The following is a 26,082-nucleotide window of genomic DNA, read 5'->3' as shown; positions in this document are numbered from 1 at the left end:
ACTAAGAATTTATAAGATGGCTCTCTATAATACCGTACACTTCCGTTGCCAACAGACTATCCTTTAAAGAAGTGCTTTTATTATTGGTTATCAATATTGGATGATCCTTGGGATCCTCGGGCATCCTACCATGGGATCCTTTAACCAAGGTGGCGTCCAAGGGAATAATATCCATTACCGTTCTGAAACCCAATTTCTTTTTAAATAACTTCCAAATAACCTTTGGCATCAAGAATTTATCCTTTGGATCGGTGAGCATCTCCACCGGATCGTATCCGGGTTTTTTATGAATGTCCACCATTCTTGCATAGTCAGGAGCCTTTTTATCATCCAACCAGAAGTAATAGGTAAACCAAGAATCCTTATCCGCTATCACCACCAAATCCCCACAACGTTCATGATCCAATTGCAGCTCTTTAATTTCGCCACCAGAAAGTACCTGTTCTACCCCCTTCAGACTTTTCAATAAAGCCTTGACCTTATCTATATCCTCATTATTCTTTACATATACATGGGCCAACTGATGGTCTGACACGGCGAAAGCCTTACTGGCCCCAGCATCCAACAATTCCAGTCCCCTTTCCACTCGAATACCAAGATACCCCTCTTGCCTAAGCTTTCTATTTAAATGAATGGGGTTGGTAACATTGGTTATCCCATATTCTGAAAGTAGTATAATATGGGCAGATTTGGCCTCATAATATTCTACCAATTGTTTAACTACTTCATCGATCTCCCTTAAGTCCTTTGAAATTTTGGTTAAATCGGTCCCGTAGCGTTGCATATTGTAGTCCAAATGTGGCAAGTAGACCAAGGTGAGGGTAGGATCATGTAAAACGTCCGTTTTTAAACTGGCGTCCGCAATCCACTGACTGGATTTTATAGATGTTTTTGGTCCCCAAAAATGGAAAAGCGGAAATGTCCCCAATTCCTCTTGTAAATGATCCCTTAGTTCCGCAGGATAGGAATACACATCTGGGATCTTTCTTCCATCTGCCAAATAATTGGGTCTTGGGGTAACACTGTAATCCGCATTGGAATACATATTATACCACCAGAACATATTGGCGCAGCTAAAATTACTGTCCTGTTTTTTAAGTTTGTCCCATATTTTTTCGGATTGAATAAGGCTATTGGATTGACGCCAAAACTTTACCTCATGTTCTTCCTTAAAATACCATCCATTACCAACTATGCCGTGTTCAGATGGCGTTTTACCTGTTAAATAAGTGGCTTGTACAGAACAGGTCACTGCAGGCAATTGTGGTGTAATTGTCGCCGAAGCACCTCTCTCCAAAAAAGATTTAATAAAGGGCGTGTGCTCCCCTATCAATCCCCGCGTTAATCCCACAACGTTTAGCACAACGGTTTTCTTCATTCCTTAAATTTTACTCTTTAACCATTCAATTTCACGAACAATACAATTGGACAGTTCAGTTTTGAGATCTTTGGGCAATACATCCCAAGTATAGGTCTCGATCTCCAATTGATCCGAGAATTGATTTTTCCTTAGATATTCCAATACCTTCAGTATTTGGTCCTGGGTAGAAAATAAATGATCGTACTTTTCCATAAAAATAGGCACGTGAAAATGGGACCTCAGCTCTTTGGCATTGGAGCGCTGCTCCAAGACTTCGGGAAGGTCCTTATAGGTGACCACTTTATTACCTACCTTTTCCGTGACTTGATGGAGATAGGTGGGTTCGTTAAACTGACTTAAGGAATTCCATATAGCCTCATTATCACCCTCTTTGAAAAGAATCTTAAGGGCAGAACTCACTTGTATTTTACCAACCTTTATTCCAGCTTTGCTAAATTTTGCCAACGTATGTTCCGGTTCCTCATAGGCTAGGGAAAAGTGGCAGACGTCATAACAAACCGTTATATGTCTTAGAATTAAATCCTTGGCCGTTTCCTTGTTACATCCTAGAACGGTTTTCAATTTTTGGGTCGCAATGGGAATCAAATAGGTATCATAATAGTGAAGTACCTCATCACTATTCTCTAACATACCATCAGGTTCCGGTTCAATATCCATATGCAGGTATTTACCGGTTTTCTTTTCAATTTCTACCAACTGCAAAACAATATCTGCCATACTTTTGGCTCCAGTTGCAAAGGCCATGTCCAAAGCTTCCTCAGAAGAATGCCAGTGCCTATAACTGACTGGTGAAGTAGAAATACCTCCAGATAAACCTTCAGGAATTAAAAAGGCCAATTGATCAAAAAGTCGCTTCGTATAATCCAATCTCTCCTTGGTGGTCCAATCCGGGGCATGTACCATATCTTTCACCCTTTCGTTATGAAAATTTCCATATGGGAATCCGTTCATGGTAAACACATAGAATTGATTTCGGTCCAACCAATCCTTGAAATCTTTCAAATTACTACCTTCATCAAGCCCCAAACTTGCCACATTGGACAAACGCAGTCCGATGCCAAAAGGGGATTCGGGAGAAACTTGCTTCTTTATTTTAGGAAGATATGTTTTTAGGCTATCATAGGTCTGCTCCCAATCTTCACCAGGATGGATATTGCTACAATAGCTCAGATGATATTTGTTTTGTATTAACATATGGTATTCGATACTTTAGGTTTATACATTTCGTTCAACCATACTATTGCTTTTTCCATGGTGGAAATATCAATTTCGTGTACATCGTGTTTGGTACCTATTCTGGATATCAAGGTGATTGTAAGCTCCCCGCCCAAATGCTCCCTAAATTCCTGAATGCCGTTTAACAGATCCTCCAGATCACTATCCTTTTGAATAGGAATATGTAAATCGAATCCAATGTGTTCCAGAACCTTTAAAATGCGGTCCAGTGTTTCCTTACTTATCAACCCTATAAAATGGGCATATACCAAATCCAAGGCCATGCCAATGGCTACAGCTTCTCCATGTCTCAGTTGATAATTGGTCATGTATTCCAATTTATGGGCTGCCCAATGGCCAAAATCCAGAGGTCTGGAAGAACCGCTTTCAAAGGGATCCCCCCCTTGGGCAATATGCTCCATATGCATCTCCGCACAGCGATAAATCAGGTACTCCATAGACTCCATATCACGTGCCTGAAGCAAGGCACTGTTCTCTTCAATAAAATCAAAGAATACTGCATCCTTTATCAAAGCCACTTTTACCGCCTCGGCTATCCCTGAAATCCAATCGCGCTGCTCCAAGGTGGTTAAAAAATTACTGTCGTTTATTATGGCATAAGCTGGAGCAAAAGTTCCCAGAAAATTCTTTTTACCTAAAATATTAAAACTATTCTTCACCCCAACGGCCGAATCGTTCTGGGAGAGTACTGTAGTAGGAATTCTTATCAACTTCACCCCCCTATGGGCGATGGCGGCAGCATATCCCACCATATCAATAATGGCACCTCCCCCAATGGCTACAACAAAAGAATGCCTGCAAATGCGATTGTCATTAACGGCATTCAATATCCGCTCCACATTGTGGTAATCATTCTTGCATTGTTCCCCTCCAGCAATCACCAATTGTTCCGTTAGATGTATCGCTGAACTATTTTGTGTGCAATAGGAAGTAATATCCGCCTTTAAATTTGGATGGCAGGCCAGTACACCACTATCTATAACAAATAGCACTTTTACATCCCCCTTATTGTTGTACCCATTAATAATATCCTTGAACAAGGGGTTATGCAAACTAAAAATATTTTCCGTAAAATGTAGCTTATACTCATAAGCTACTTTAAAGGATTGCTCTATTGGTTTATAATGTGACATACTTTAAAACGTTAAGTAACTGCGAACAGTTTTGATAAAAAAATAGATAAGGGCAATAGCAATATTATAATCAACCCTACCCACCAATGGGAAAATCCTACGGCCAAGCTTGCATCCAAAACAATTATCGAGATTACCCCGGCCATCACTGCCTTTTTAATATTCTTGGGGGAATTTTCGGCATACGCCTTCAACAAAGGCCTAAATATTAAAAATGCGAACAGTAATAAAAACGGAATGGCCTCCAATAAATTAAGGCCAGCAGTTGAAAAAAGAACAACTATCCCCAAAATTACAGTGCTGTACAATCCTCCTGCAAAAATAATATGGTTCTTATTGTCGCCATGCACTTCTCCCCTACTAATAAGGGTTATAGCCGCTATATATAAAACTGGAAAAATGATATACCCCCAATTGCCGAAATCACCCAAAATGGTAATCCCTAGAAGTAAATTTAAACCCCTGCAAACTCCCATATTAAGTGGTCCAAAAAAGGAATGGTGTTTCCCCAAGGCATCGTACAAAAGAATGGAAAGTCCTAAAGTAACGGCTACCATTCCACTTACCGGACCCACCAGAAATGAAAATAGCACACCTAAATTCATGAGCACACCTCCAAAGATAGCGGCAGATCGCACAGAAACCAATCCGGAAGGAATGGGTCTTTCCGGGCGCTCTGTTTTATCCAATTTATGATCGAAGACGTCATTGAGAACCACACCAGCGGCATAAAGGAATACGGAGGAAAACACCAACAAAAGTACATCCCCCAACATGGACGTATTCCAATCCTTATTAAGAAAAACACCAATAAATACGCCCGCAATAGCCACACCTGCCAAAACATCGGCAGCAGCTGTTGGTAAATTTGCAGGTCTTGCGAGCCTTAAATATCCTTTCAACACAGGATTCATTATACTATCTTATCCACATCAACCTTAGGCTCCTGCCCTCGCAAAACACTATTGTCGTTGTATAATTTAGTTTGATTGATACCTTGTGGATTTAACCAATCGGATTCTTTCATCTTACCATTTTTTCCAAAAATATCCAATGCATTCTGATAACAGGTTTTAACCACATCAGATTTGGCTATTCCCCTTTTCAACATCAGGGAGGCTGTTTTTGGCACCGCCAAGGGATCACTAACCCCCCAATCCGCGGAACTGTCAACAATAATTCGATCGCTTCCAAAATTTCTTACTACCTCTACCATTCTTTCGTTCCCCATTTTGGTTTTTGGATATATCGTAAATGCGGCCCAAAAACCACGATCCAATACATCCTTAACGGTTTCTTCATTGTTGTGATCAATAACAACCATACCAGGATCCAGACCATGTTCCAAACAAACCTCCATACTTTTTAAGGTACCCGACTTCTTATCCCTATGCGGGGTATGTATCTGTACCGGAATGTTCAGTTCTTTGGCCAACTCCAGCTGCATTCTAAAATATTTGTCTTCAGCAGGAGTCTGATCGTCATAGCCAATTTCACCAATGGCCACCACATTTTCCTTATGTACATACAATGGCAACAATTCAATTACCTGTTCCGCCAGAGCTTCATTATTGGCCTCTTTGGAATTTAATCCGATAGTGCAATAATGATGTATCCCAAACTGACTTGCCCTAAAAGGCTCCCAACCCACAAGGCTGCTATAGTAATCCTGAAACGAACCTACTTGTGTACGCGGTTGCCCCAACCAAAACGAAGGCTCTATAATAGCCACTACTCCCGCGGCTGCCATTGCCTCATAATCATCTGTTGTCCTGGAGGTCATGTGTACATGAGGATCAATAATCATCATTTTCTCTTCCATAATAATATTGTATACTTTAATTGATAAACGTATCTAAGGTTAAAATTTTTCGTTGACCTCAACGAATTTGATCAAAACATTACGAAAAATTCATTTTTTTTTAAAATCGACTCCAACCGTTAAAGTTAATTAATTAATGGGTTATAACGATTATAACATGACCATTTTAAAAGTGTTTTAACAGAAAACCGAACTACAGGCTTTAATATTGTCCTTAAGATCCGATTTATATTTAGCGCCATAACCGGTTTAATATTTCAATATCATAGCGTTAAAATTGGCTATAATTTGCTCCTTGTCTCCTGTACCCTTAAAAACAAGGCAGAGGGCATCAAAATCCTTGGTAGGCATTACCGGGATAAGATAGTTCTTCTTCGCCCCCTTTTCTTTGTTAAAATACTTCAGGGAGCTTTCCCCGATCAATGTACCTCCTGGACTATTCTCCCTAATTTCCACTTTGCCCTCGTATGGATAGTCGGCACCAAAATACATTGACAATTCTATATTTTTTAGGCCTTCCAAGCCAATATCGTTGAATTTTAAATAGGAATCATTTTTAATGGAGCCAACTACATTATCTCCTTCCACCTCCCAATTGCTCAATCCCCCACTTTTTTCATCCGCATTAGCCCCTTCAAACTTTGGAAATTTAAATATAATCTGATCCCTGACCGATAGTGAAGATTCCGGCTGCTCCTTGCTTCCCTTATCCGTGTAAGAGGCCATTAATACATACTTTCCTTGGCTATTTTTGGCCTGATGCGCGTTAAAACCAACTTCGCCCTGTATAGCCAATAGATTTTCATCTTTCCCAATTTCGGTATTTAAAGAAAGTATATAATCTACTATTTTATCCACTTCCGAGACCTTAAGTTGAGGATGTGCAGACATCATACTTTCTCCCCAAACCCCGGAGCCTCCTTTTATGATCTTATCTATCAAATAATTTTTGTCCTTGGCCGAATAGCGTGCTGCTATTTCCTCGTAGGATGGTCCATTGACTTGAATATTTATGGCATGGCATGCCTTACAGTCCGTATCGTCCATAATCAACTTGCCCTCAGGTATGGTGTTCTGTTGATGCCCTATGGTAGCCTTGACCATATCCTCACCTTCGGGAATATAATCAAAGGTGACTTTTACATCTTTGGGGTCAATGGTGCCTTCAAGGGTACTACCATCCTGTTTATCGGTTACAACCACCTTATAGGCCACTTTACGCCCGTTCCAGTAAGTTCTGTTCTTGGTATCCAATTCAATTTTTAATTCGGGAATATCATTGCCCACCAATATCTTCTGGGTGGATATATCCGAATTTCCAGCTTCATCGGTTACCTTTAAACGCACCGTATAATTCCCCGGTTCATTGAAAGTAAAGCTTGGCTCCATGGATTTATCCTGAATCTCCTCCGAATTAAAATACCATTCGTATTGCAATTTATCCTTATCAAAATCTTCGGAGGTACTCCCGGAAAAATTTACGGTAAAGGGTTGGGCCCCAACCATTTTATCTGAAGTGATTCGGGAAACCGGCTTGCGATTACCGCTAACATAACTTATCCTGTTTAAGCGGGCATCCATGTTTTGGGAATTCCATTTTTGTCCATATTCAAGCACATAAAGATTGCCATCGGAGGCAAAAAGCATATCCATTGGATGGGAAAACTCATTACTGGGCATAAAGGGATCCGCCTTTACATAGTTGTGATCTTCATCCAGTGTTACCACATAGATCCAATCCCTCATCCATTCATACAATAAAACCTTATCCTCAAAATATTTAGGAAATTTATTGGTAGCATTGGGATAATTGGAAGCGTGATAAATTGGCCCAGCCATGGGGTTGATTCCTCCTGAACCCAACCAGGGAAATTCTTCCGAAGCACTATAGGAAAACCATATCATTGATTCCTGGGCAGGTGGAAGCTCCCTTATACCTGTATTGTTTGGAGAATCGTTTATCAATCTGGCAGGGTTAAATTTTTCCCCAGGGGTTTCAGTGGTAAAATTATAATCATTATAAGCTTGGTTATTACCTCGGGTATAGGGCCATCCCCAATTCCCGGCTTTTCTTGCCTGGTCAAATTCTCCCATACCATGTGGCCCCCTATTGGGATCACCCTTCCCTGCATCCGGACCAACATCGCCCCAATAAAGGTATCCGGTTTCACTATCTATAGAAAATCTAAAAGGATTACGGCTACCCATAACATATATTTCCGGTCTAGTCTTAGGAGTACCTACAGGAAACAGATTTCCCTTGGGAATGGAATAGGTTCCATCGTCCTCGGGTTTAATTCTCAAAATCTTTCCTCTAAGGTCGTTGGCATTGGCCGCAGATTTTTGGGCATCCCATAAAGCCCTACCTTCCCGTTCATCTATTGGTGCAAAACCGGAAGATTCAAAGGGGTTGGTGTTATCTCCCAAACCAATAAATAAATTACCGTCCGGACCAAATTCCAAAGCCCCTCCACTATGGCAGCATTTGCGCAATGTTGGAATGGTCAATAGATTTTTTTCTGAGGCAAAATCCAAGGAATCACCTACCAAGGTAAATCTTGAAATACGTTGTTCGGATATTTCACCTGGTGCAGAATAAAATAAATAGATCCAATTGTTTTTCTGGTAATTGGGGTCCACTGCTATACCCAACAAACCATCCTCATTGCCATAAAACAAATTAAGCTGGGCTATTTGTTTTGTTTTCTCTTCCTTAAAATCATAGAGCTTTAAAGCACCCCTTCGTTCCACGAACAAAATCCCCCTACCGGGCAGCTCTTCCAATTCCATAGGTTCGTTTAGGTTAAAATCGAGAACCTTGCGAACATACCTGTTTTCCTCAGGAATCCTTTCCGTCTTTGCCTTGCCATAATCCAAAACATTATTACCGATTGCATATGTAATACCGCCCAATACATGATTTAAAAACTCTGGATTTTCAAAAGTGGCATCTGTATGTCCCATTTCCGTATAAAAGGACCTTCCCCCATCATAGTCATGATACCAGGAAATAGGATGATGCTCCCCATTTTCTCCGCCCTCATAGCTGGTCTCGTCTATTTCTATCAATACCTTTATTTCTGGGTTGATATCCCTAAAATTATACCACTCGTCCGTCTTCATCCATGTATCATACATAGATTTGGTAGCTGGGTGTTTTTTGTCAATTATATTCAACCTTGCCTCTTGAATTTTAGGGTGCCCCTTAAAATAGGCGCCCACTAATTTATTGTACCAAGGCCAACCGTATTCCGTATCCGTAGCCGCATGGATTCCAAAAAAACCTCCACCTGCTTGAATGTATCTTTCAAAATCGGCCTGTTGCACCTCATTTAAAATATCCCCAGTAGTATTTAAAAACATAACTGCCGAATACTCCTTTAATATTTCCTCGGTAAAATAGGTTGCATCTTCGGTCGCCTCCACTATAAAACCATTTTGTTCTCCCAATTGCTTCATTGCCTCCACGCCTTTCTCGATAGAACCGTGCCTAAAGCCTTCGGTTTTACTAAACACCAACAATTTGGTTTCCTTGGAGGAACAAGAACCTAAAAAACAAGCAAGGACAAGTCCCATTACCAACTTTAAAATATTATTCATAAAAACCAATTAATTTAATATCATCCATTAATTAAGATGTCCCTATTGTAGATTCAACATTAACTTATAAATCCTTATAACACCTCATCTAAAAACAAATTATACTTAGATGAATACTTTTTTTGCCTAAAAATCATATTTCTAGGCAATAATGCAGCAATTTAAATCATTTGGAAAGAATTTTATATAAACCTGTAAAAAAATCCGACCATAAACCAACATTACCCACTTTAAGGTTCAGTCTTTTGTAATGGCTATACACATCTTACCAATTCCTCAAATAATTCCCTGCTCACCCACTAATAATTATATTGAACAACAACAACAACAACAACAACCCCAAACCCCGCCCAAATGTTAATTTTAATTTTACGGCAGCTTTAAAATAATATAATGTGATACTTTTAAGGCTTACAATTTTAGAAACCCATTAAACCAAATGAAAATTAAAATCTCAATCCTCCTTCTTTTTTCAGGATTTAGCTTGCTGGCACAAGAGCAATTATTCTTGGAAAATTTAAACGGGTTTAAAGACCCGTCCAGTAATTGGAAAATAGTTGGCGATGTTATTGCCGACAGAAACATTAGAGTGCATACCCACCAGGATCCGGAGCCGGAACCATTATCCAAAAAAGAAAAACGAAAACAAAAAAAGGTTAAAGAAGCCATTCATCCAATTCATATAGAACCTGGAACGGGTGTTTTGTTCAACGATTACAGCTTTACCCAAAAAGACCATCTTTTGTCGCAATGGGAACATGGTGATATTAAACTGGAAATGGAGATTTTGATCCCCAACGGATCAAATTCAGGAATTTATTTACAGGGCCGGTATGAACTGCAAATAAAGGATAGTTGGGGCGTTATGAATCCAACCTCATATGATTTCGGAGGCATTCACAGGAATTGGGAAGAGGAACCTTCAAAGAAATTTCTAGGCATAACCCCATTGAGCAATCCGGCCAAAGCCCCTGGTTTATGGCAAAAGCTCAAAATACATTTTGAAGCACCCAAATTCAATGATAAGGGGGAAAAAATTGCCAATGCAAAATTCGTTTCCGTACTATTGAACAACGTTTTAATTCATAGTAATGTGGAAGTGCCCTTACCTACCGGGGGGCCAATTTCCACAGAAGAAACCGCTATGGGTCCACTGATGATACAAGGAGATCATGGCCCAATGGCTTTTAGAAATATAAAGTATCAACTTTTAGAAGAATCCAATGTTACCCTTTCCAATTTATCTTATAGTACTTATAAGGGTAATTTTAAAGGCCTGGAAGAATTGGAAACCGCAAATAGTACCCAAGAGAAATCAGCGAAACTTATAGACATCACGGTCATAAATGAAGAAGATCATTATGGTATTGTATATAAAGGAAAAATTAATGTTCCCAAAGCGGACGATTACGTCTTTTCCATAGGGTACACAGGAGGTATCCATTTTACTATTGACGGAAAAAACATTGCTACCAATAATTCATCCGACTCCGAAGAGAATTTGGAAAAAACCGTATCCCTTCTTGAGGGAGACCATATTTTTACATTGACCAATATAAAAGATGCGGGTTGGAGAGCTCCAAGGTTGGGACTTTCAATTGCAACGAAAAATACCAATCCAAAGATCTTCAACACATACGATTCCTACCCCCAAAAAATAAATTCAGTTTCTCCCATTCTGGTCAATACCGAGGCCACACCACGGATGCTAAGGGGCTTTGTAAGTTTTGAAGGCAATCAGGAGCGCTTGTCCCACACTATAGGTGTTGGAACACCTGAAGGCATAAACTTCGTATATGACATGGGATCCGAAAATCTAGTTGGCATGTGGCGCGGTAACTTTGTTGATGCCACCCCCATGTGGCACAGTAGGGGCAACGGTTCTTTTAGGCCAAATGGTTCAGTTCTATGGACCTTTTTAAACCAACCCTTATCCGCTCTTAACGATTTGCAAAGTCCGTTTCCAAAAACGGGAAGCGCTCCCGAATTTAAATCCGGAGGCTATACCATAAATAAAGAGAACGGCCTGCCTATCTTTAAATACACCTATAAAGGGGTTGATGTGGAGAACAGGGTTTACCCAAATGACAAAAACACCCACATCATAAATGAAGTGCATTTTTCCAAAACAGGGGAATCCAATTGGTACTATAAGATTGCATCCGGAAAAGCCAAACAATTGGCCGATGGGTCTTTTGATGTCAATGATCATCAATTCTACGTAAATGTCCTATCTGGTCAGGAACCTATGATTAGAGAAGTAAATGATGAAACCGAACTAATTATTCCTGTGGATGGAAGCACTATCAAATATGAAATAATCTGGTAAGAAATATGAAAACCTTTACAAAAAATACAATCAGTGCGATTGGAATAGTCTGTTTGGCAACAATGCTTATTACAACCACAACCCTATCGGCCCAAAATGCCCCTACCGAGGATGATTACTACAGATTAACTACGGTACCAACCCCTGAAGGAATCCATATGGAAGGAGGAGGAGTGCTATCCCTTCCCAATGGGAATCTAGCTGTTTGTACACGCCGTGGTGATGTTTGGATCATAGAAAATCCGTCTATGGCCAATGGGGTACCCCCTACTTTTAAAAAATTTGCATCCGGATTGCACGAACCCTTAGGCTTGGCCTATCATGACCAAGCTCTTTATACAGCGCAAAGAGGGGAGTTGACCAAACTAATTGATACCAATGGTGATGACATTGCGGATGAATACAAGACCATCTATGCGTGGCCCGTTTCCACGCACTACCACGAATATTCCTTTGGACCGGTATTGGCTCCGGACAATACCTTTTTTGTAACCGCCAATGTTGCCTTTGGCAATGAAGAATGGTGGAGGGGCGAAAGTAGGGTGCCCTGGAGGGCATGGACCATGAAAATTACCGAGGATGGTAAAATGGAGCCTTGGGCCACGGGTATGCGATCTCCGGCAGGTTATGGCCTGGTAGACGGGGAATTGTTCTACTCGGAAAACCAAGGGGACTGGGTAGGTTCCGGTGCTATTTGGCATCTACCAAAAGGTGCATTCGCGGGACATCCGGCCGGACTTAAATGGACGGGGCACGAGGATTCCCCAATAAAACTCACCGAGGAAGAGTTTTATAGCAAGTTGGATAAAAGGCAGGTCAAGGTAAATGGCCGTTATGTGAAACCGGAAAATATAATGGATGAGGAAAATCCAGATTTTGCTTATGAAATAAAAAAATCCCTCCCCGAATTAAAATTGCCTGCTGTAATATTGCCCCATGGTATTTTGGGAATATCCAATTCCGAAATCAAGGTCGATAAAACGCAGGGAAAATTTGGTCCATTTGAAGATCAATTGCTGGTCGGCGACATGGGGCAAAGCAAGATTATGAGGGTAGTCCTTGAAAAAGTGAAGGGAGAATACCAGGGAGTAGCTTTCGATTTCAGAACGGGCTTTCAGTCCGGAGTAATGCGCATGGATTTTGACAGCCAAGGAAGGCTTTTCGTAGGAGAGACCAATAGGGGCTGGGGTTCTGCCGGCACTACTAATTCCGGTCTGGAATATCTAACATGGACTGGGCGTACACCTTTTGAAATGAAAACCGTCAGGGCCAAGCCCGACGGATTTGAAATTGAATTTACAATGCCTGTGGACAAGGCTTCGGCCGAGGATCTGGATTCCTATTTCGGCAAAAGCTACATTTACAAATATCATGCAGCCTATGGTAGTCCACAGACCAATATTGAGGAGATCAAGATAAAAGGGGTAAAAGTGAGCGATGACGGTATGAAAGTTCACGTAGCCATTGACAATATTCGGCAATACTATGTTCACGAAATTATGCTACCAGGTGTAAAGGCCAAAGAATCCGGGAACACCATTTTACATCCCACCTTGTACTATACTTTGAATAATATTCCCGAGGGAACTGTAATTCCCGCATCCGAACTATCGACCAAGCGAAGTAGTTTATTGAAAAAAGCTGTCAGCATTAAGAAAACGGCACCCCAAAAACCATCAGCTACAGACAAAGTTTTGTCGGATACCGAAGTACAGCCTCTTTTAATGACCAACACTTGCGTGGCATGCCACCATAAGGACAAAAGGGTCATCGGACCTTCCTTTACCGAGATTTCAAAACGCAATTACAACAATGAGAAAATAGTGGAACTAATTTACAATCCACAACCCAAAAACTGGCCCGAATATGCAACACCTATGGCACCTATGCCGCATGTTCCCAAAGATGAAGCACTTAAAATTGCCGGGTGGATCAATTCCTTGAAGAAGTAAGACTTAATTACATTTAATAAAAAGAGCGGTTCAATGTTTCCATCGAACCGCTCTTTTCTTTTTAAAATTTAACACTATTCTTTAATACTTACCCAAGTAATACTTCCATTTTCAATTCCTTTTACAAGCTCGGGAAAACCTGTCAACAGTTCCTTCGCTTCGCTTGAATTGGAGTGATAACAACAAAGAGCGGCTGCTTTTTGCTCTGCAATATTATCACTGGAAAATAGTCGCTTCATATCCTTTAAGAGTTTTTCGTTCATGAAATTACTCACTGGCCTCCAAAAACAGGGATCTATTTCCCTTGATGCCGCCCAACGCTCGTGAGCGTAATCCGAAATAATTCTTGTAAGTTCCTTGTTTCCTCTTTTTTCTACCTGTTCAATTTCATTTAGGTTTTGTTGCATAAACGCAGCCTTCAGGTACATTTGGTTCCATTGCTGTTCATTAAAATAAAGTGCAGGATAAGGGTTGTTTAACGCTATAGCATCAAAAACGGTGGAGATATTGGTCCTAAGAGCTTCAACAGCCTGTACCTTATAGTTTTCAGGATGCGGTAACAAAACCAAAAATTTAAGGAAGGTTTCCAGTTCACTCTTATCCGCTACTTCAATAATATTGGCCACTTTGGCCTTAAAAAAATCCTCCTTGGCCTCCAACACCTTGTAAAGCAAATATATCCTACCTATCTGTTGAAGGTTCGCATGTTGAATTTCCAGGTAAGCCTTTAATTCCTTATCGTCCAATAAAAGCGACAGTTCCTTTGCCGATCTAATTTTTGTGGGTACCATGCTATAGGTCAGATATAAATCCTTTGTGGACTCTGACTCCACAATGCCTGCAATTTTAGACAACAGCCATTGCATATTTTCACTGTCCACATTATCCTCTAATATTTTCAGAAGCTGGGTACCGATATTTTCAAATAACATATTACAATATATTTATCCCGTGTTAAACCATAAATTTCAATAAAACATAAAGTAAGCCCAAGGGCAATTCAAATTATTGCACAATGCCTACAAAGAAGGCTTAAATATAAAACTATATCAGCATTAATTACCGCGGTTTATGGTATTCTTTCTATTTTTGAAATAGAAAATTGTGCTATGTTAGGTTTAAAATTGCCCACAGACCCTAGATGGGTCAACATTGTTGAGAAAAATATCGATGAAATATTAACAGATCATGCCTATTGTGAGCAAAAGGCAGCGAGCACCGCTATTTCGTTGATTGTGAGCTTTCCGGAATACACGGAACTAACCCAAGAAATGATAGCGCTCTCCAGAGAGGAAATGGGACATTTTAAAATGGTTCACGACCGCATATTGGCCCGTGGAAAAACATTGGGGAGGGACAGAAAGGACGACTATGTTATTGCCCTACTAAAGTTTTTCCCAAAAGGAGGCAGCAGAACCACCCAATTGGTACACCGCTTGTTATATGCAGCATTAATTGAAGCCCGCAGTTGTGAACGTTTTAGGTTACTATCCGAGCAATTGCAGGATAAGGAGCTGGCCGATTTTTACCATAAACTGATGATCAGTGAGGCCGGGCACTACACCATGTTTCTAAACTTCGCACGTAAGTATGGAGATCGCAAGGAAGTGGACAAGAAATGGGACGCTCTACTAACTTATGAGGCTGCCATCATGAAGGATCTGGGCAATTCTGAAACGGTCCACGGCTAAATTGCCTTCTGCGCGCCAATTACCTTTAGAATCCATTTTCTAAAATAATGTTCCTTATTCTTTGGCGTAGTACAGGGTTTTTATAATCCCGTCCGAAAGTCCTATTTTGGGAACGTGAATTTTTTTGGCTCCGATCCACTTTGCCGAAGAAACAAAAATTTGTGTAGCAGGAATAATTACATCCGCCCTATCCGGATTCAATCCCAATTCGGAGACCCTTTCCTCAAAAGTTAGGCTCGACAGAAAATGATATTGTGCCCTTAGCCAAATATAGGACAGGGACTCCCCTTCCTTTCGTCCGGACATTTTATGTAGTTTATTAATGTTTCCCCCAGAACCAATAATCGATAGATTGGGCAGTCCCTTAACATGTCTCTTCAGCCAGTGTTCCAGATCGTTCCACATAGAATCATCTACCATACCATTCAGAAGCCTAACGGTCCCAATCTTAAATGATTCTGAAATTTTTATTTTCCCTTCGGAAAAGACCGTAAACTCAGTACTCCCGCCGCCCACGTCTATATAAAGATAAGTCTCATCTTTCCTTATCAAATTCTTAAGGTCTGTTGAGGCTATTATGGAAGCCTCCCTTTCCCCGTCTATCAATTGAATCTGCACCCCGGAAGCCTCCAAGATATTATCAATTACCAGTTGCCCATTATCCGCCTCCCTCATAGCCGAGGTAGCACAGGCCATATATTTTTCCACCCCGTGCACATCCATCAAGAGCTGAAACGCCTTCATCGCATTCAACAATCGCTCTTCATTGCGCTTGGAAATAGTCCCGTTTTTAAATACATCCTCCCCAAGCCTGATAGGCAATCGGACCAAGGCACTTTTTTTAAAGAGGGTATCTTTCCCTTCTTCTTCAATGACGTTATGGGTAAGTAAGCGTATGGCGTTGGAGCCAATGTCAATGGCCGCATATTTCCGTACTTTCAAAGTAGCTGGTTTTTTTTAGGAATTCAATTTATTAAGGTAATAATCATAGGTAGCGAATTGTGAACGTACTTTGGGGTTATTGTTCTTTCTATAAGCATTATCATGTTTTTCGGAAAATACCCTAGCTTTTACGTTATCCCTCCATGAAATATCAAAGGTATCCAGAAGTTCCTGCTTAACGTCAATATCATAAATCGGCACTCCGACTTCTACACGATAATCCAAATTTCTCGTCATCCAATCGGCTGAGGATATATATACTTTGGAATTACCATCATTTCCAAAAATGAAAATTCTTGGATGCTCCAAAAATTTATCCACAATACTAATGGCATCTATGTTTTCACTCATTCCCTTAACACCGGGAACCAAACAGCAAATGCCTCTGATAATAAGCTGAATCTTTACACCTGCCCTACTTGCCTCATACAGCTTGTCTACCATTTTATACGAAGTAAAGCTGTTCATTTTTATCTTAATATAGGCTTCTTTGCCAGCCTTGGCATTTTGAATTTCCTTATCGATCAATTTCTTGAACACATTTTTGGTATAATGGGGAGATACTATTAGATGTTTGTATTTGTTGATCTTATAGGTAGTCTCAAAGAAATCGAAAACTTTGTTCAATTCCTTCAATATGCCATCATGTGCCGTGAACAAAGTGTAGTCGGTATAGATACGGGCCGTTGATTCATTAAAGTTTCCGGTACTAATAAACCCGTATCGTTTAATTTGGCTGTCTTCCTCCCGTTCTACAAGGCATATTTTACTGTGCACTTTTAAGCCCCTTACACCAAAAATCAGCTTTACCCCCTCTGCCTGTAACTGTTCCGCATATTCAATATTGGCCTGTTCGTCGAACCTTGCCTGCAATTCTATCTGTACCGTAACGTGTTTCCCATTTTTTACGGCGTTTATCAAGGATGCCGCTACCTGGGAGTTATCGGCCAATCTATAAACCGTAATCTTGATATTTCTCACCTTGGGGTCCAGGGCCGCTTCCCTTAGAAATTTAATGATATAGGAAAAGGTCTGGTACGGGGTATACTGCAGAAAATCCTTTTCCGCTACCCGTTCAAAAAGACTACCTTCCATAGATATCCCCTTTACGGGCAATGCTGCAATCTTATCGTACATTAGATCATTCCTTCCCAAACTAGGAAAACCCATATAGTCACGCCTATTGTGATATCTACCTCCAGGAATCACACTATCCGTATCCTCTATGTCCATTTTTTCCTTTAAGAAATCGAGGGTATCCCTACCAATGCTCTTGTCGTACACAAAACGCACGGGATCACTTATTTTTCGATGCTCTACACTGGACGAAATTTTTTCAATAAAACTCTTACTTAAGTCATTATCCATGTCCAACTCGGCATCACGGGTAATTTTGATCATATGTGCCGATATGGATTCGTAATCGAACATATTAAAAATACTCCCTAGGCAATACCTGATAAGATCATCCAGAATGATAATATAGTTCTTATCGCCCTCCTTCGGCAACACAACAAAACGGTCTATACCCTTAGGAATTTCTATAAGTGCATATCGCTTTTCCTTAACATTGGATTGGCTACCGGGTTGTTTCTTCAGTATTAATTTTACCGCCAGATAGGCCGCTGTATCCTTCAGCATGGGGAAGCCGGCCAAATCGTTCAAAATAATGGTCATCAAAACCGGACTGACCTTTTCGATGAAGTAATTCTTAATAAAGGAACATTGGGACTCTGTTATTTTTTTTTCATTGATCAAAAAAATATTCTGAGATTCCAATTCCTTTTCAATATCACTAAGTATTTTTAAGCTTTTGGTCTGCTGCTTAATTACGATTTCGGTAATTTCTTCGAGTAGATCCTTTGCCGTTTCCCCTCCCAAAACACTCTTTCCTGTTCTGCCCGCTTCTACAATTCTTTTAACGGTGGCATACCTTACCTTAAAAAATTCATCCAAATTATTGGAAAATATCCCTAAAAATCGGAGTCGCTCTATTAAAGGAACATTCTTGTCCGCACTTTCCTGTAAAACCCTCTCATTAAAACTTAACCAACTAATTTCTCTATTTATATATTGATTTTTACTCTTGATCATTCTTATAACTGTTTTGGGAAAAGTGTCTGTACCGTTATTCCTTTTGTCACGGCACTCCAATCGTTTGTGTCAAATTTTAATTGTACCAGCCCACTGGTAGGAACATTGTCAATATACATGTTTCCTAGAGAATTGGCAATATGTGTAAATGCTTCGTTGTGTCCAAAGATAATAACCGTATCCTGATCATTGTTCAATCCTTTTAAAAATCGGTATACATCCTCCCCTGAAAAATCATAAAGTTCATTGGAAAGTTCAAATTTTGTAAATGGAAAGTTTATGGTCCTTAAAAAAATCATAGCGGTGTGCAAAGCCCTGTTGGCCGGACTGGAATAAGCAGCGTCTATATGGATTGAATTCGATGAAAACTCCTTCGCTACCTTATTTACATCCTTTATACCCCTTTCCATTAGGGGCCTATCCCTATCCGAAACATTATATTCCCAAGACGATTTTCCGTGCCTTACCAATATTGCAGTTTTCATACGTTTAAATCAATTTAATTCATTATAAAAAACTAAAAATTGAGTGTGTGCAATTGTTCGTACATCACCACTACTTTTCAAATCCAATGAGTTGGCCAAACATTAAGGGGCCAACCTTTCAATTTTCCAATCATAATTGGCCTGTAGGCTATAGCGTATCCTATCATGCAATCTATTGGGCCGTCCTTGCCAAAATTCTATGGACACGGGCTTTACAATAAATCCGCCCCAATATTTGGGACGTTCTATCTCCTTATTTTCATATTCCTTCTCCAAATCCTTTAATTTCTTTTCCAAATAGTCCCTGCTCGGAACTACCTCACTCTGCTTGGATACTATGGCACCTAATTTGCTGCCATCAGGACGCGATTCAAAATAGCCATCAGATAAATTTTCTGCTATTTTTTCAGCTCTTCCCTTAATGATGATCTGCCTTTCCATATTTGGCCAAAAAAAAGAAATGCACACATTGGGATTTTGGGATATGGCCCTCCCCTTTTCACTTTCGTAATTGGTATAAAATATAAAACCTTCAAAGGTGTACTTTTTCAACAATACAACCCTGTTCTTTGGAAACCCATCCAAACCTATTGTAGAGACCGTCATGGCATTGGGTTCATCTACCCCATCCGATGCCTCGACCTCATAAAACCACTTTTGAAATAGCTCCATAGGGTTATCCGAAATAACCTCTTCGGTAAGGGAGCTTTTCTCATAGGATTTCCTGTAATTCCCTAGGTCTTTTTGCATATGTACTCTTGGATATTATTATCTTGAAAAGTTACTATACAAAATTGCATAAAACAAACTGAAACACGAAAAGTAAGTAGAGTTTTTTTAACCTTTGGCGACCAAGAATCGACCGATATACTTAGGAACAAATATAGTTTAGGAATAGGCCCACCAAAACAATTTTAATACCCTTTATCAAAACCTGAAATCTTACGAAATATCGGTTAAGGGACCTGGTAGATTTAAAAGTTACTTGGTCCGCCCTACTAGGCAAATAGCTTTAGCATAAAAACCTTAAATTCCCATCAAAATTATTGCCATTTCTTCGGACTAAAGATCGAACTCCTTGCCATCGTCTGCTAGTTCCACATTCGGAAATATGGTTTTGGCCTCTTCCTTAAAAAGGTCCAAAGATTGATATCTAGTGGAAAAATGCCCCAAGATCAACATCCCTACATTGGCTTCCCTGGCAATGGTAGCTGCCTCTTTGGCGGTGGCATGTTTTGTTTTTGGGGCCAGTCTTTTTTCCGTCTCCAAGAATGTGGCCTCATGATATAACACATCCACATTCCGGATCCAAGGAATAATTTTTGTTGAAAAGGCGGTATCACTACAAAAGGCATAACTTTTGGGAGCGGGAGGATCAAAAGTCAATAGTGCATTGGGAATAACAGTATTATTCTCCAAAACAACGTCCTTGCCGTTCTTGATATTCTGAAAATAGCATTTGTCTATTTTATAATTCGCAACAGCTTTTACATTCAATTTTCGTTCTCCCAACTGCTCCCTAATAAGAAAACCATTGGTATATACCCTGTGTTCCAATGGAATTGTGGTAATGGACACCTTATCATCTTCATAAATCCTTTCAGGCTCTGTTGAAGTCAATTCGTGAAAAACAAGTGGGTAATTGGTCCATGAATCCCCCAGTTTGAGAAATAAGGTAATAGCCTCCTTAATCCCTTTTGGGCCATACACATGCAATTCACTGGTCCTGCCCAACAACCTAAAAGTAGATATTAACCCCGGCAATCCAAAAAAATGGTCCCCGTGCAAATGCGATATCAAAATATGATTGATTCGGGAAAACTTTATCTTGCTTTTGCGCAATTGCACCTGTGTCCCTTCTCCACAGTCTATCAAAAACAATTGATTCTTAATCTCTAATACTTGTGATGTAGGATTGTTTAAAGATCTTGGTGTTGCTGCATAACAACCCAATACGGTTAGTTTCATAAAAATGAAATATTGAAAGTGGAAAATGGAAGATTATTCCCTTATTATATTTAAAAGACCCCTAATGGACAATAACAACCCAATAAATGTGGTTGTCACTTCAATTAACATCTTTCTTCCACTATCACTTATAAATTATATATTCTTAAAGTTCCAAGTCCCTTTCAATCTCCTCCATTTCTATAATATCCTTGGCCTCTTGAATGGTGGGCACCACACAGATACTATCCGGAACCTCATCATAGGATACTTTTCCGGTTACCAAAACGAAGGATTTTTTGGTTTTTCGATGCGTATCGGAGAGCTCCAAAAATTCCAAAACGTCGTTGGAAGTCAGTTTTGAAAATGAAAAAAGATTCACAATAATATGATCGTTCTTAATCTTAGGATACATGTCCTTAAGGTTGGATAGAAACTTACTCAATGAGATATTCTCCTGAAGAACCGTAGTTACATTTCCTTCTTTATCCAAAATCATAGGCTTGTTATTTAATTTTTGACGCCAATAAATAAATCACTGCCATACGTATGGCTACCCCATTTTCTACCTGATTCAATATAATGGATTGTTTGGAATCCGCTACATCACTGGTTATTTCCACTCCACGGTTAATGGGACCCGGGTGCATAATTACAATTTCCTTGTCCAAACTATTCAACAAGGCTTTATTAACACCAAACTGCTGGGTGTACTCCCTTGTTGTAGGGAAATAACTAATATCCAACCGTTCATTCTGAATACGCAGCATATTGGCAACATCGCACCAGTTAAGGGCTTTTCGCAAATTGGTTTCCACAGTAACACCCAAAGATTCTATATGTTTGGGTAATAAGGTTTTGGGCCCACAAACCTTTACATTGGCTCCTTGTAGCTGCAAGGCAAAGATATTGGACAGTGCCACCCTTGAATGAAGTATATCCCCAACAATGACTACATTTTTACCTGCCACATCCCCTAATTTTTCCCTTATGGAATAGGAATCCAACAAGGCTTGGGTAGGATGCTCATGTGCACCATCCCCTGCATTGACTATAGAAGCCTTAACATGTTTGGAAAGAAATATTCCAGCTCCTGGGTTGGGATGGCGCATTACCACCATATCTACCTTCATGGAAAGGATATTATTTACCGTATCTATCAAGGTTTCCCCTTTTTTCACGGAAGATTGTGCTGCAGAAAAATTAACAACATCTGCGGACAACCGCTTTTCCGCCAATTCAAACGAAAGCCTAGTACGGGTACTGTTTTCAAAAAATATATTGGCTATGGTGATATCGCGTAGGGAAGGAACTTTTTTGATAGATCGGTTGATCACTTCCTTAAAGTGATCTGCTGTTTCAAAAATGAGCTGAATATCCGATTCCTTCAGATACTTGATTCCCAACAAGTGTTTTACACTTAATTCGCCCATGCTTATGTCTTTACTAAATATATTACATCCTCCCCATCATTTTCCTCCCACATTACCTTAACTTTTTCTCCGTTTATGGCATCTACCTGCCGCCCCCTATAATTGGGCTGAATAGGCAAATGCCTACTAAAACGCCTATCGATCAATGTTAACAATTCTATTTCCAACGGTCTTCCAAAAGACTGTATAGCCGTTAAAGCTGCCCTTATACTTCTACCGGTATAAAGTACATCATCCACAAAAACTACTTTCTTATCCTCTACCAGAAAATCTATTTTGGTCTTGTTGGCTTCCAAGGTCTTATCGCCTCTCCTAAAATCATCACGATAGAATGTTATGTCCAAGAATCCTAAATCTATCTTCTTTACCCCATAATCCTCTTTAAGAATCTTGGCAAGGCGGGAAGCCAAAAATATTCCCCTAGGTTGTATCCCTATAAGAACCGTATTTTTAAAATCGAGATGGTTTTCTAATAATTGGCAAGCCAGGCGATGCAGGATAATATTTATTTCTTTGGAAGAAAGTAATACTTTTTGACTCATAGATGATTTGGCCAATGCTTTTGAACTACAAAAGTAGGGATTTCTATTTAATATTATGGATTGTATCGGGGTTTAAAGTTTGACTTAGTATTCAGTGCATAGTATTGGGGATTGAGATTGAAGAGTCGGCAGTAGGAAGTGGCAGTTGGCAGGGGGTCTGGTTCAAAGTTCAAAGTTCAAAGTTCAAAGTTCAAGGTTCAAGGTTTGTCCATGCCTATATAGCATTGACCGGTCGAGCCTACCTGACGGCTAGGCAGGCCTGCCTATCGGTATACAGGCCTGCCCGGACGTAAGGCGGGCGCAGTCAAGACCTTTTACAAAAGCAGGCAGTAGCAGTTGGCAGGGGGTCCGGTTCAAAGTTCCAGGCTCAAGGTTCAAAGCATATTCCCCTCTTGAGAGGGGCCAGGGGTGTGTATGGGCGCGCATTGAGTATTGTTACATTGATATATTTACAAATTAGCACATTGCCAAATTGCTACATTATTACATTGCTTCATTGACAAAACCCACTGTTGTTATCATTCCAGCCTCTGAGTATCAATTTAATAAGTCCAAATAATTTCTTACATTCAAACAAATTCAATTACAGTGAAAGCAATTATACTGATTTTGTTTTTTCTGACAGTTTCCTGTTCCAATGATGATGGACCTATACCTGGATGTTATCAGGAAGAAAGTAGAAATAGAAGAATAACACACATAATAAAAGAGGCTACAGGTACCATGCTTGGTCAACAATGCGGTGATGGTTCTTTCCTCCTTGACCCCGATTCAGAAAATCAAAGTGGTCCCTTAGGGCAGTTTTATCCATGTAACCTATTGGAGGAATTCGAGGTAGACGGTGTTAGGGTGGTGTTTAGCGGCTACTTATATGAATCGTTTGACACTGAGGATAAATGCGCCGATCTTTTCGAGATTACCGAGATACGGTTGGCCGACCAATAATCAAATCATTCAATTAGCCTATTTTCACTTGGCTGTCTATTTCAAGGTTTAGCTTGGTATAGTGCACATATTATTAAGTATTGAAATTGAAGAGTCTTCAGTAGGCAGTGGCAGTTGGCAGGGGGTCCGGTTCAAAGTTACAGGTTCAAGGTTCAAGGTTTGTCCATTGTCCATGCCTATATAGCATTGACCGGTCGAGCCTGCCTGACGGCTAGGCAGGCCTGCCTATCGGTATACAGGCCTGCCCGGACGTAAGGCGGGCGCAGTCGAGACCTTTTACAGAAGCAGGCAGTGGCAGTTGGCAGGGGGTCCGGTTCAAAGTTCCTGGCTCTAGGCTCAAAGCATATTCCCCTCTTGAGAGGGGCTAGGGGTGTGTATGGGCGCACATTGAGTATTGTTACATTGATATATTTACAAATTAGCACATTGCCAAATTGCTACATTATTACATTGCTTCATTTCCAAATTAATACATCGCTAAATTGATACATTAACACATTCTTACATTAATAAATCGCCGCATTGTTAAGGTCGAATTTCCAATTCGACCCAATAAAAAAGCCCTGACAAATGCCAGGGCTCCTTTATATTAATAATCTAAAAGCTTACTTCTTTTTCTTGTCGTTAGCTTCCATTTTATCTTTCAACGCTTGCAATGCTTCGTTGGCATCACCTATAGTAGGTTTAGCTTCATCAGCCGAGGCTGCAGCTTTTTTAACGGCAGCTTTTACATTGCGTTGTTCCTCTTCTCTAAAGATAGCGGTGTGGCTAGCTACAACTCTTTTGAATTCTTTATTGAATTCAATGATCTTGAACTCGGCCTCTTCACCTTTTACCAATTTCTTGCCATCTTCTTTTTCCAAATGACGTGATGGTACGAAGGCTACGATATCCTCGTTAAATTCTATAGTCGCTCCTTTATCCACTATTTCAGCGATAGTTCCTTTGTGAACTGTATCCAATGCAAATTCAGTTTCGTACTTATCCCAAGGATTTTCAGTAGTCTGCTTGTGTCCTAAACTTAACTTACGACCTTCAACATCCAATTCCAATACCTCAACTTCCAAAGTATCACCTACGGTTACAAACTCGGATGGATGCTTAATTTTCTTGGTCCAAGAAAGATCGGAGATGTAGATCAACCCGTCTATTCCTTCTTCCAATTCAACAAACACACCGAAATTGGTGAAATTACGAACAATACCTTTATGCTTAGATCCAACAGGATATTTGCTAGTGATATCAGTCCATGGATCTGGAGTTAATTGCTTAATTCCAAGAGACATTTTACGGTCTTCCCTATCCAAGGTCAATACAACAGCTTCTACCTCGTCACCAACTTTTACGAAATCCTGAGCGGAACGTAAATGTGTAGACCAAGACATTTCAGAAACGTGGATCAATCCTTCAACACCCTCTGCAACTTCGATAAATGCACCGTAGTCGGCAATAACCACTACTTTACCTTTAACCTTGTCTCCAATTTTAATGTCTTCGCTAAGAGCATCCCAAGGATGTTTCTCCAATTGCTTAAGACCTAACTGGATTCTAGATTTGTTCTCATCAAAGTCAAGGATAACAACATTTAATTTCTGATCCAATTCCACCACTTCATTTGGATGGTTGATTCTGCTCCAAGAAAGATCAGTAATATGTACCAATCCATCAACACCACCAAGGTCAATAAAGACACCGTAAGAAGTAATGTTTTTAACAACACCTTCAAGAACCTGTCCTTTTTCCAATTGACCGATGATCTCTTTTTTCTGTTCTTCGATATCAGCCTCGATCAACGCCTTATGGGAAACTACTACGTTTTTGAATTCATGGTTTATCTTAACCACTTTGAATTCCATAGTTTTGTTTACATACTGGTCGTAATCACGGATTGGCTTAACATCAATTTGTGAACCTGGCAAGAATGCCTCAATTCCAAAAACATCGACAATCATACCACCTTTGGTTCTGCATTTTACAAAACCACTAACAATCTCTTCCTTGTCATGGGCAGCATTTACACGATCCCAAGCCATGATAGTTCTTGCCTTTCTGTGTGAAAGTACCAACTGTCCACTTTTATCCTCACGGATATCGATCAACACCTCTACCTTATCTCCAACCTTAAGGTCAGGATTGTATCGGAATTCGTTCAGTGAAATAACACCTTCAGACTTGGCATTAATATCAATAATCGCCTCACGTTCTGTAAGGTACACTACTGTCCCCTGTACTACTTCTTCGTCTGCAGTATCTACAAAGTTTTCAGCGACCAAGCTTTCAAATTCCTTTAATTTGGAATCATCAACTCGCTCTATTCCTTGCTCGTACTTGTCCCAATCGAAATTTTCCAAAAACTCCTTTGGATCCTGCGCTTGGGCTTCTACTTTTGTTTCTTGTGTAGCTTCAGTAGTTTCTTCTACCTCAACTGTTGTTTTTTCTTCAGCCATTTGCTGATTATTAATTTGTATTCCATGGGGTTACAAGAGCTAACAATTACCACGGAAGAAGTTATATTGATTTTCTTTTCGTCCCTTTTTCCTCTCGATGCTT

20 protein-coding genes are annotated in these 26,082 nt (G+C 40.1%); 4 read left to right on the top strand and 16 right to left on the bottom strand.

Features of this window, described 5'->3' with window-relative positions; translation table 11 throughout:
• Position 1: 1 nt before the first annotated feature.
• From U735_RS0106065 to U735_RS0106040, 6 genes are all read right to left on the bottom strand, one after another.
• Positions 2–1,378 (bottom strand): alkaline phosphatase family protein, encoded by a 1,377-nt coding sequence (locus U735_RS0106065; RefSeq protein ID WP_031442975.1) that lies wholly within the window; start codon positions 1,376–1,378, stop codon positions 2–4.
• Positions 1,379–1,381: 3 nt separating this feature from the next.
• Positions 1,382–2,575 carry a metabolite traffic protein EboE gene (gene eboE, locus U735_RS0106060; protein WP_031442974.1) on the bottom strand — a complete coding sequence of 398 codons (1,194 nt, stop codon included), beginning with the start codon at positions 2,573–2,575 and terminating at the stop codon, positions 1,382–1,384.
• Positions 2,569–3,750, bottom strand: a complete 1,182-nt coding sequence (locus tag U735_RS0106055; protein ID WP_031442973.1) for a 3-dehydroquinate synthase — start codon at positions 3,748–3,750, stop codon at positions 2,569–2,571. The genes eboE and U735_RS0106055 overlap by 7 nt, the downstream gene beginning before the upstream one ends.
• Before the next feature lie 11 nt (positions 3,751–3,761).
• A complete protein-coding gene (gene eboC, locus U735_RS0106050; protein ID WP_031442972.1) occupies positions 3,762–4,664 on the bottom strand; it encodes a UbiA-like protein EboC in 903 nt (300 codons plus the stop codon).
• Complete coding sequence (locus U735_RS0106045) at positions 4,664–5,572, bottom strand: TatD family hydrolase (protein WP_031442971.1); 909 nt, start codon at positions 5,570–5,572, stop codon at positions 4,664–4,666. The genes eboC and U735_RS0106045 overlap by 1 nt, the downstream gene beginning before the upstream one ends.
• A 249-nt stretch (positions 5,573–5,821) precedes the next feature.
• Positions 5,822–9,172, bottom strand: a complete 3,351-nt coding sequence (locus tag U735_RS0106040; protein WP_051891884.1) for a ThuA domain-containing protein — start codon at positions 9,170–9,172, stop codon at positions 5,822–5,824.
• A 439-nt stretch (positions 9,173–9,611) separates the two neighbouring features.
• Between U735_RS0106040 and U735_RS0106035 the strand changes: the two genes are divergently transcribed.
• Positions 9,612–11,501, top strand: coding sequence for a 3-keto-disaccharide hydrolase (locus U735_RS0106035; protein ID WP_031442969.1), 1,890 nt, complete (start codon positions 9,612–9,614; stop codon positions 11,499–11,501).
• 5 nt (positions 11,502–11,506) lie between these two features.
• Positions 11,507–13,453: a membrane protein gene (locus tag U735_RS0106030; protein ID WP_031442968.1), complete on the top strand. Its 1,947-nt coding sequence runs from the start codon at positions 11,507–11,509 to the stop codon at positions 13,451–13,453.
• Positions 13,454–13,527: 74 nt separating this feature from the next.
• On the opposite strand, the gene U735_RS0106025 is transcribed toward U735_RS0106030, so the two are convergent.
• The gene (locus U735_RS0106025) at positions 13,528–14,385 is read right to left on the bottom strand and encodes an EboA domain-containing protein (RefSeq protein ID WP_031442967.1); all 858 of its coding nucleotides are present in this window, start codon (positions 14,383–14,385) and stop codon (positions 13,528–13,530) included.
• A gap of 177 nt (positions 14,386–14,562) precedes the next feature.
• Here U735_RS0106025 and miaE point away from each other — a divergent pair, with 177 nt between their 5' ends.
• Positions 14,563–15,144 (top strand): tRNA-(ms[2]io[6]A)-hydroxylase, encoded by a 582-nt coding sequence (miaE, locus tag U735_RS0106020; RefSeq protein WP_031442966.1) that lies wholly within the window; start codon positions 14,563–14,565, stop codon positions 15,142–15,144.
• 54 nt (positions 15,145–15,198) lie between these two features.
• Here the strand turns inward: miaE and U735_RS0106015 are convergent, their stop codons facing one another.
• The 8 genes from U735_RS0106015 to pyrR form a co-directional block, all read right to left on the bottom strand.
• Positions 15,199–16,086, bottom strand: coding sequence for a Ppx/GppA phosphatase family protein (locus U735_RS0106015; protein ID WP_031442965.1), 888 nt, complete (start codon positions 16,084–16,086; stop codon positions 15,199–15,201).
• A gap of 15 nt (positions 16,087–16,101) precedes the next feature.
• A complete protein-coding gene (gene ppk1, locus U735_RS0106010) occupies positions 16,102–18,180 on the bottom strand; it encodes a polyphosphate kinase 1 (RefSeq protein WP_031442964.1) in 2,079 nt (692 codons plus the stop codon).
• A 2-nt stretch (positions 18,181–18,182) separates the two neighbouring features.
• Entirely contained in the window at positions 18,183–18,665 is a 483-nt protein-coding gene (locus U735_RS0106005) for a SixA phosphatase family protein (RefSeq protein WP_031442963.1), read from the bottom strand.
• Positions 18,666–18,767: 102 nt separating this feature from the next.
• On the bottom strand, positions 18,768–19,415 hold the full coding sequence (gene pdxH, locus U735_RS0106000) for a pyridoxamine 5'-phosphate oxidase (protein WP_031442962.1): 648 nt from the start codon (positions 19,413–19,415) through the stop codon (positions 18,768–18,770).
• Positions 19,416–19,727: 312 nt separating this feature from the next.
• The gene (locus tag U735_RS0105995; protein WP_031442961.1) at positions 19,728–20,633 is read right to left on the bottom strand and encodes a ribonuclease Z; all 906 of its coding nucleotides are present in this window, start codon (positions 20,631–20,633) and stop codon (positions 19,728–19,730) included.
• A 145-nt stretch (positions 20,634–20,778) separates the two neighbouring features.
• Positions 20,779–21,111, bottom strand: coding sequence for a hypothetical protein (locus tag U735_RS0105990; RefSeq protein ID WP_031442960.1), 333 nt, complete (start codon positions 21,109–21,111; stop codon positions 20,779–20,781).
• Between the two features lie 7 nt (positions 21,112–21,118).
• Positions 21,119–22,045 carry an aspartate carbamoyltransferase catalytic subunit gene (locus tag U735_RS0105985; RefSeq protein ID WP_031442959.1) on the bottom strand — a complete coding sequence of 309 codons (927 nt, stop codon included), beginning with the start codon at positions 22,043–22,045 and terminating at the stop codon, positions 21,119–21,121.
• A gap of 2 nt (positions 22,046–22,047) precedes the next feature.
• Positions 22,048–22,587 carry a bifunctional pyr operon transcriptional regulator/uracil phosphoribosyltransferase PyrR gene (gene pyrR / locus U735_RS0105980; protein ID WP_031442958.1) on the bottom strand — a complete coding sequence of 180 codons (540 nt, stop codon included), beginning with the start codon at positions 22,585–22,587 and terminating at the stop codon, positions 22,048–22,050.
• 588 nt (positions 22,588–23,175) lie between these two features.
• Between pyrR and U735_RS0105975 the strand changes: the two genes are divergently transcribed.
• Positions 23,176–23,532 carry a hypothetical protein gene (locus tag U735_RS0105975; RefSeq protein ID WP_031442957.1) on the top strand — a complete coding sequence of 119 codons (357 nt, stop codon included), beginning with the start codon at positions 23,176–23,178 and terminating at the stop codon, positions 23,530–23,532.
• Between the two features lie 605 nt (positions 23,533–24,137).
• On the opposite strand, the gene rpsA is transcribed toward U735_RS0105975, so the two are convergent.
• Positions 24,138–25,979 (bottom strand): 30S ribosomal protein S1, encoded by a 1,842-nt coding sequence (rpsA, locus tag U735_RS0105970; protein WP_031442956.1) that lies wholly within the window; start codon positions 25,977–25,979, stop codon positions 24,138–24,140.
• Positions 25,980–26,082 lie beyond the last annotated feature (103 nt).

Source organism: Arenibacter algicola (assembly GCF_000733925.1).
GTDB classification, from domain to species: Bacteria; Bacteroidota; Bacteroidia; order Flavobacteriales; family Flavobacteriaceae; genus Arenibacter; species Arenibacter algicola.
The sequence above is the reverse complement of the archived record's forward strand: the minus strand, read 5'-3'. Positions and strand labels throughout refer to the sequence as shown.

Coding starts and splice junctions, on each gene's coding strand:
- pdxH (WP_031442962.1), bottom strand. CDS start 19,415: ATGCAAAAAGACCTAGGGAATTACAGGAAATCCTATGAGAAAAGCTCC.
- U735_RS0106040 (WP_051891884.1), bottom strand. CDS start 9,172: ATGAATAATATTTTAAAGTTGGTAATGGGACTTGTCCTTGCTTGTTTT.
- pyrR (WP_031442958.1), bottom strand. CDS start 22,587: ATGAGTCAAAAAGTATTACTTTCTTCCAAAGAAATAAATATTATCCTG.
- U735_RS0106045 (WP_031442971.1), bottom strand. CDS start 5,572: ATGGAAGAGAAAATGATGATTATTGATCCTCATGTACACATGACCTCC.
- ppk1 (WP_031442964.1), bottom strand. CDS start 18,180: ATGATCAAGAGTAAAAATCAATATATAAATAGAGAAATTAGTTGGTTA.
- U735_RS0106005 (WP_031442963.1), bottom strand. CDS start 18,665: ATGAAAACTGCAATATTGGTAAGGCACGGAAAATCGTCTTGGGAATAT.
- U735_RS0106065 (WP_031442975.1), bottom strand. CDS start 1,378: ATGAAGAAAACCGTTGTGCTAAACGTTGTGGGATTAACGCGGGGATTG.
- U735_RS0105990 (WP_031442960.1), bottom strand. CDS start 21,111: ATGATTTTGGATAAAGAAGGAAATGTAACTACGGTTCTTCAGGAGAAT.
- U735_RS0106055 (WP_031442973.1), bottom strand. CDS start 3,750: ATGTCACATTATAAACCAATAGAGCAATCCTTTAAAGTAGCTTATGAG.
- U735_RS0105995 (WP_031442961.1), bottom strand. CDS start 20,633: ATGAAACTAACCGTATTGGGTTGTTATGCAGCAACACCAAGATCTTTA.
- U735_RS0106035 (WP_031442969.1), top strand. CDS start 9,612: ATGAAAATTAAAATCTCAATCCTCCTTCTTTTTTCAGGATTTAGCTTG.
- U735_RS0106025 (WP_031442967.1), bottom strand. CDS start 14,385: ATGTTATTTGAAAATATCGGTACCCAGCTTCTGAAAATATTAGAGGAT.
- rpsA (WP_031442956.1), bottom strand. CDS start 25,979: ATGGCTGAAGAAAAAACAACAGTTGAGGTAGAAGAAACTACTGAAGCT.
- U735_RS0105985 (WP_031442959.1), bottom strand. CDS start 22,045: ATGGGCGAATTAAGTGTAAAACACTTGTTGGGAATCAAGTATCTGAAG.
- eboE (WP_031442974.1), bottom strand. CDS start 2,575: ATGTTAATACAAAACAAATATCATCTGAGCTATTGTAGCAATATCCAT.
- miaE (WP_031442966.1), top strand. CDS start 14,563: ATGTTAGGTTTAAAATTGCCCACAGACCCTAGATGGGTCAACATTGTT.
- U735_RS0106030 (WP_031442968.1), top strand. CDS start 11,507: ATGAAAACCTTTACAAAAAATACAATCAGTGCGATTGGAATAGTCTGT.
- eboC (WP_031442972.1), bottom strand. CDS start 4,664: ATGAATCCTGTGTTGAAAGGATATTTAAGGCTCGCAAGACCTGCAAAT.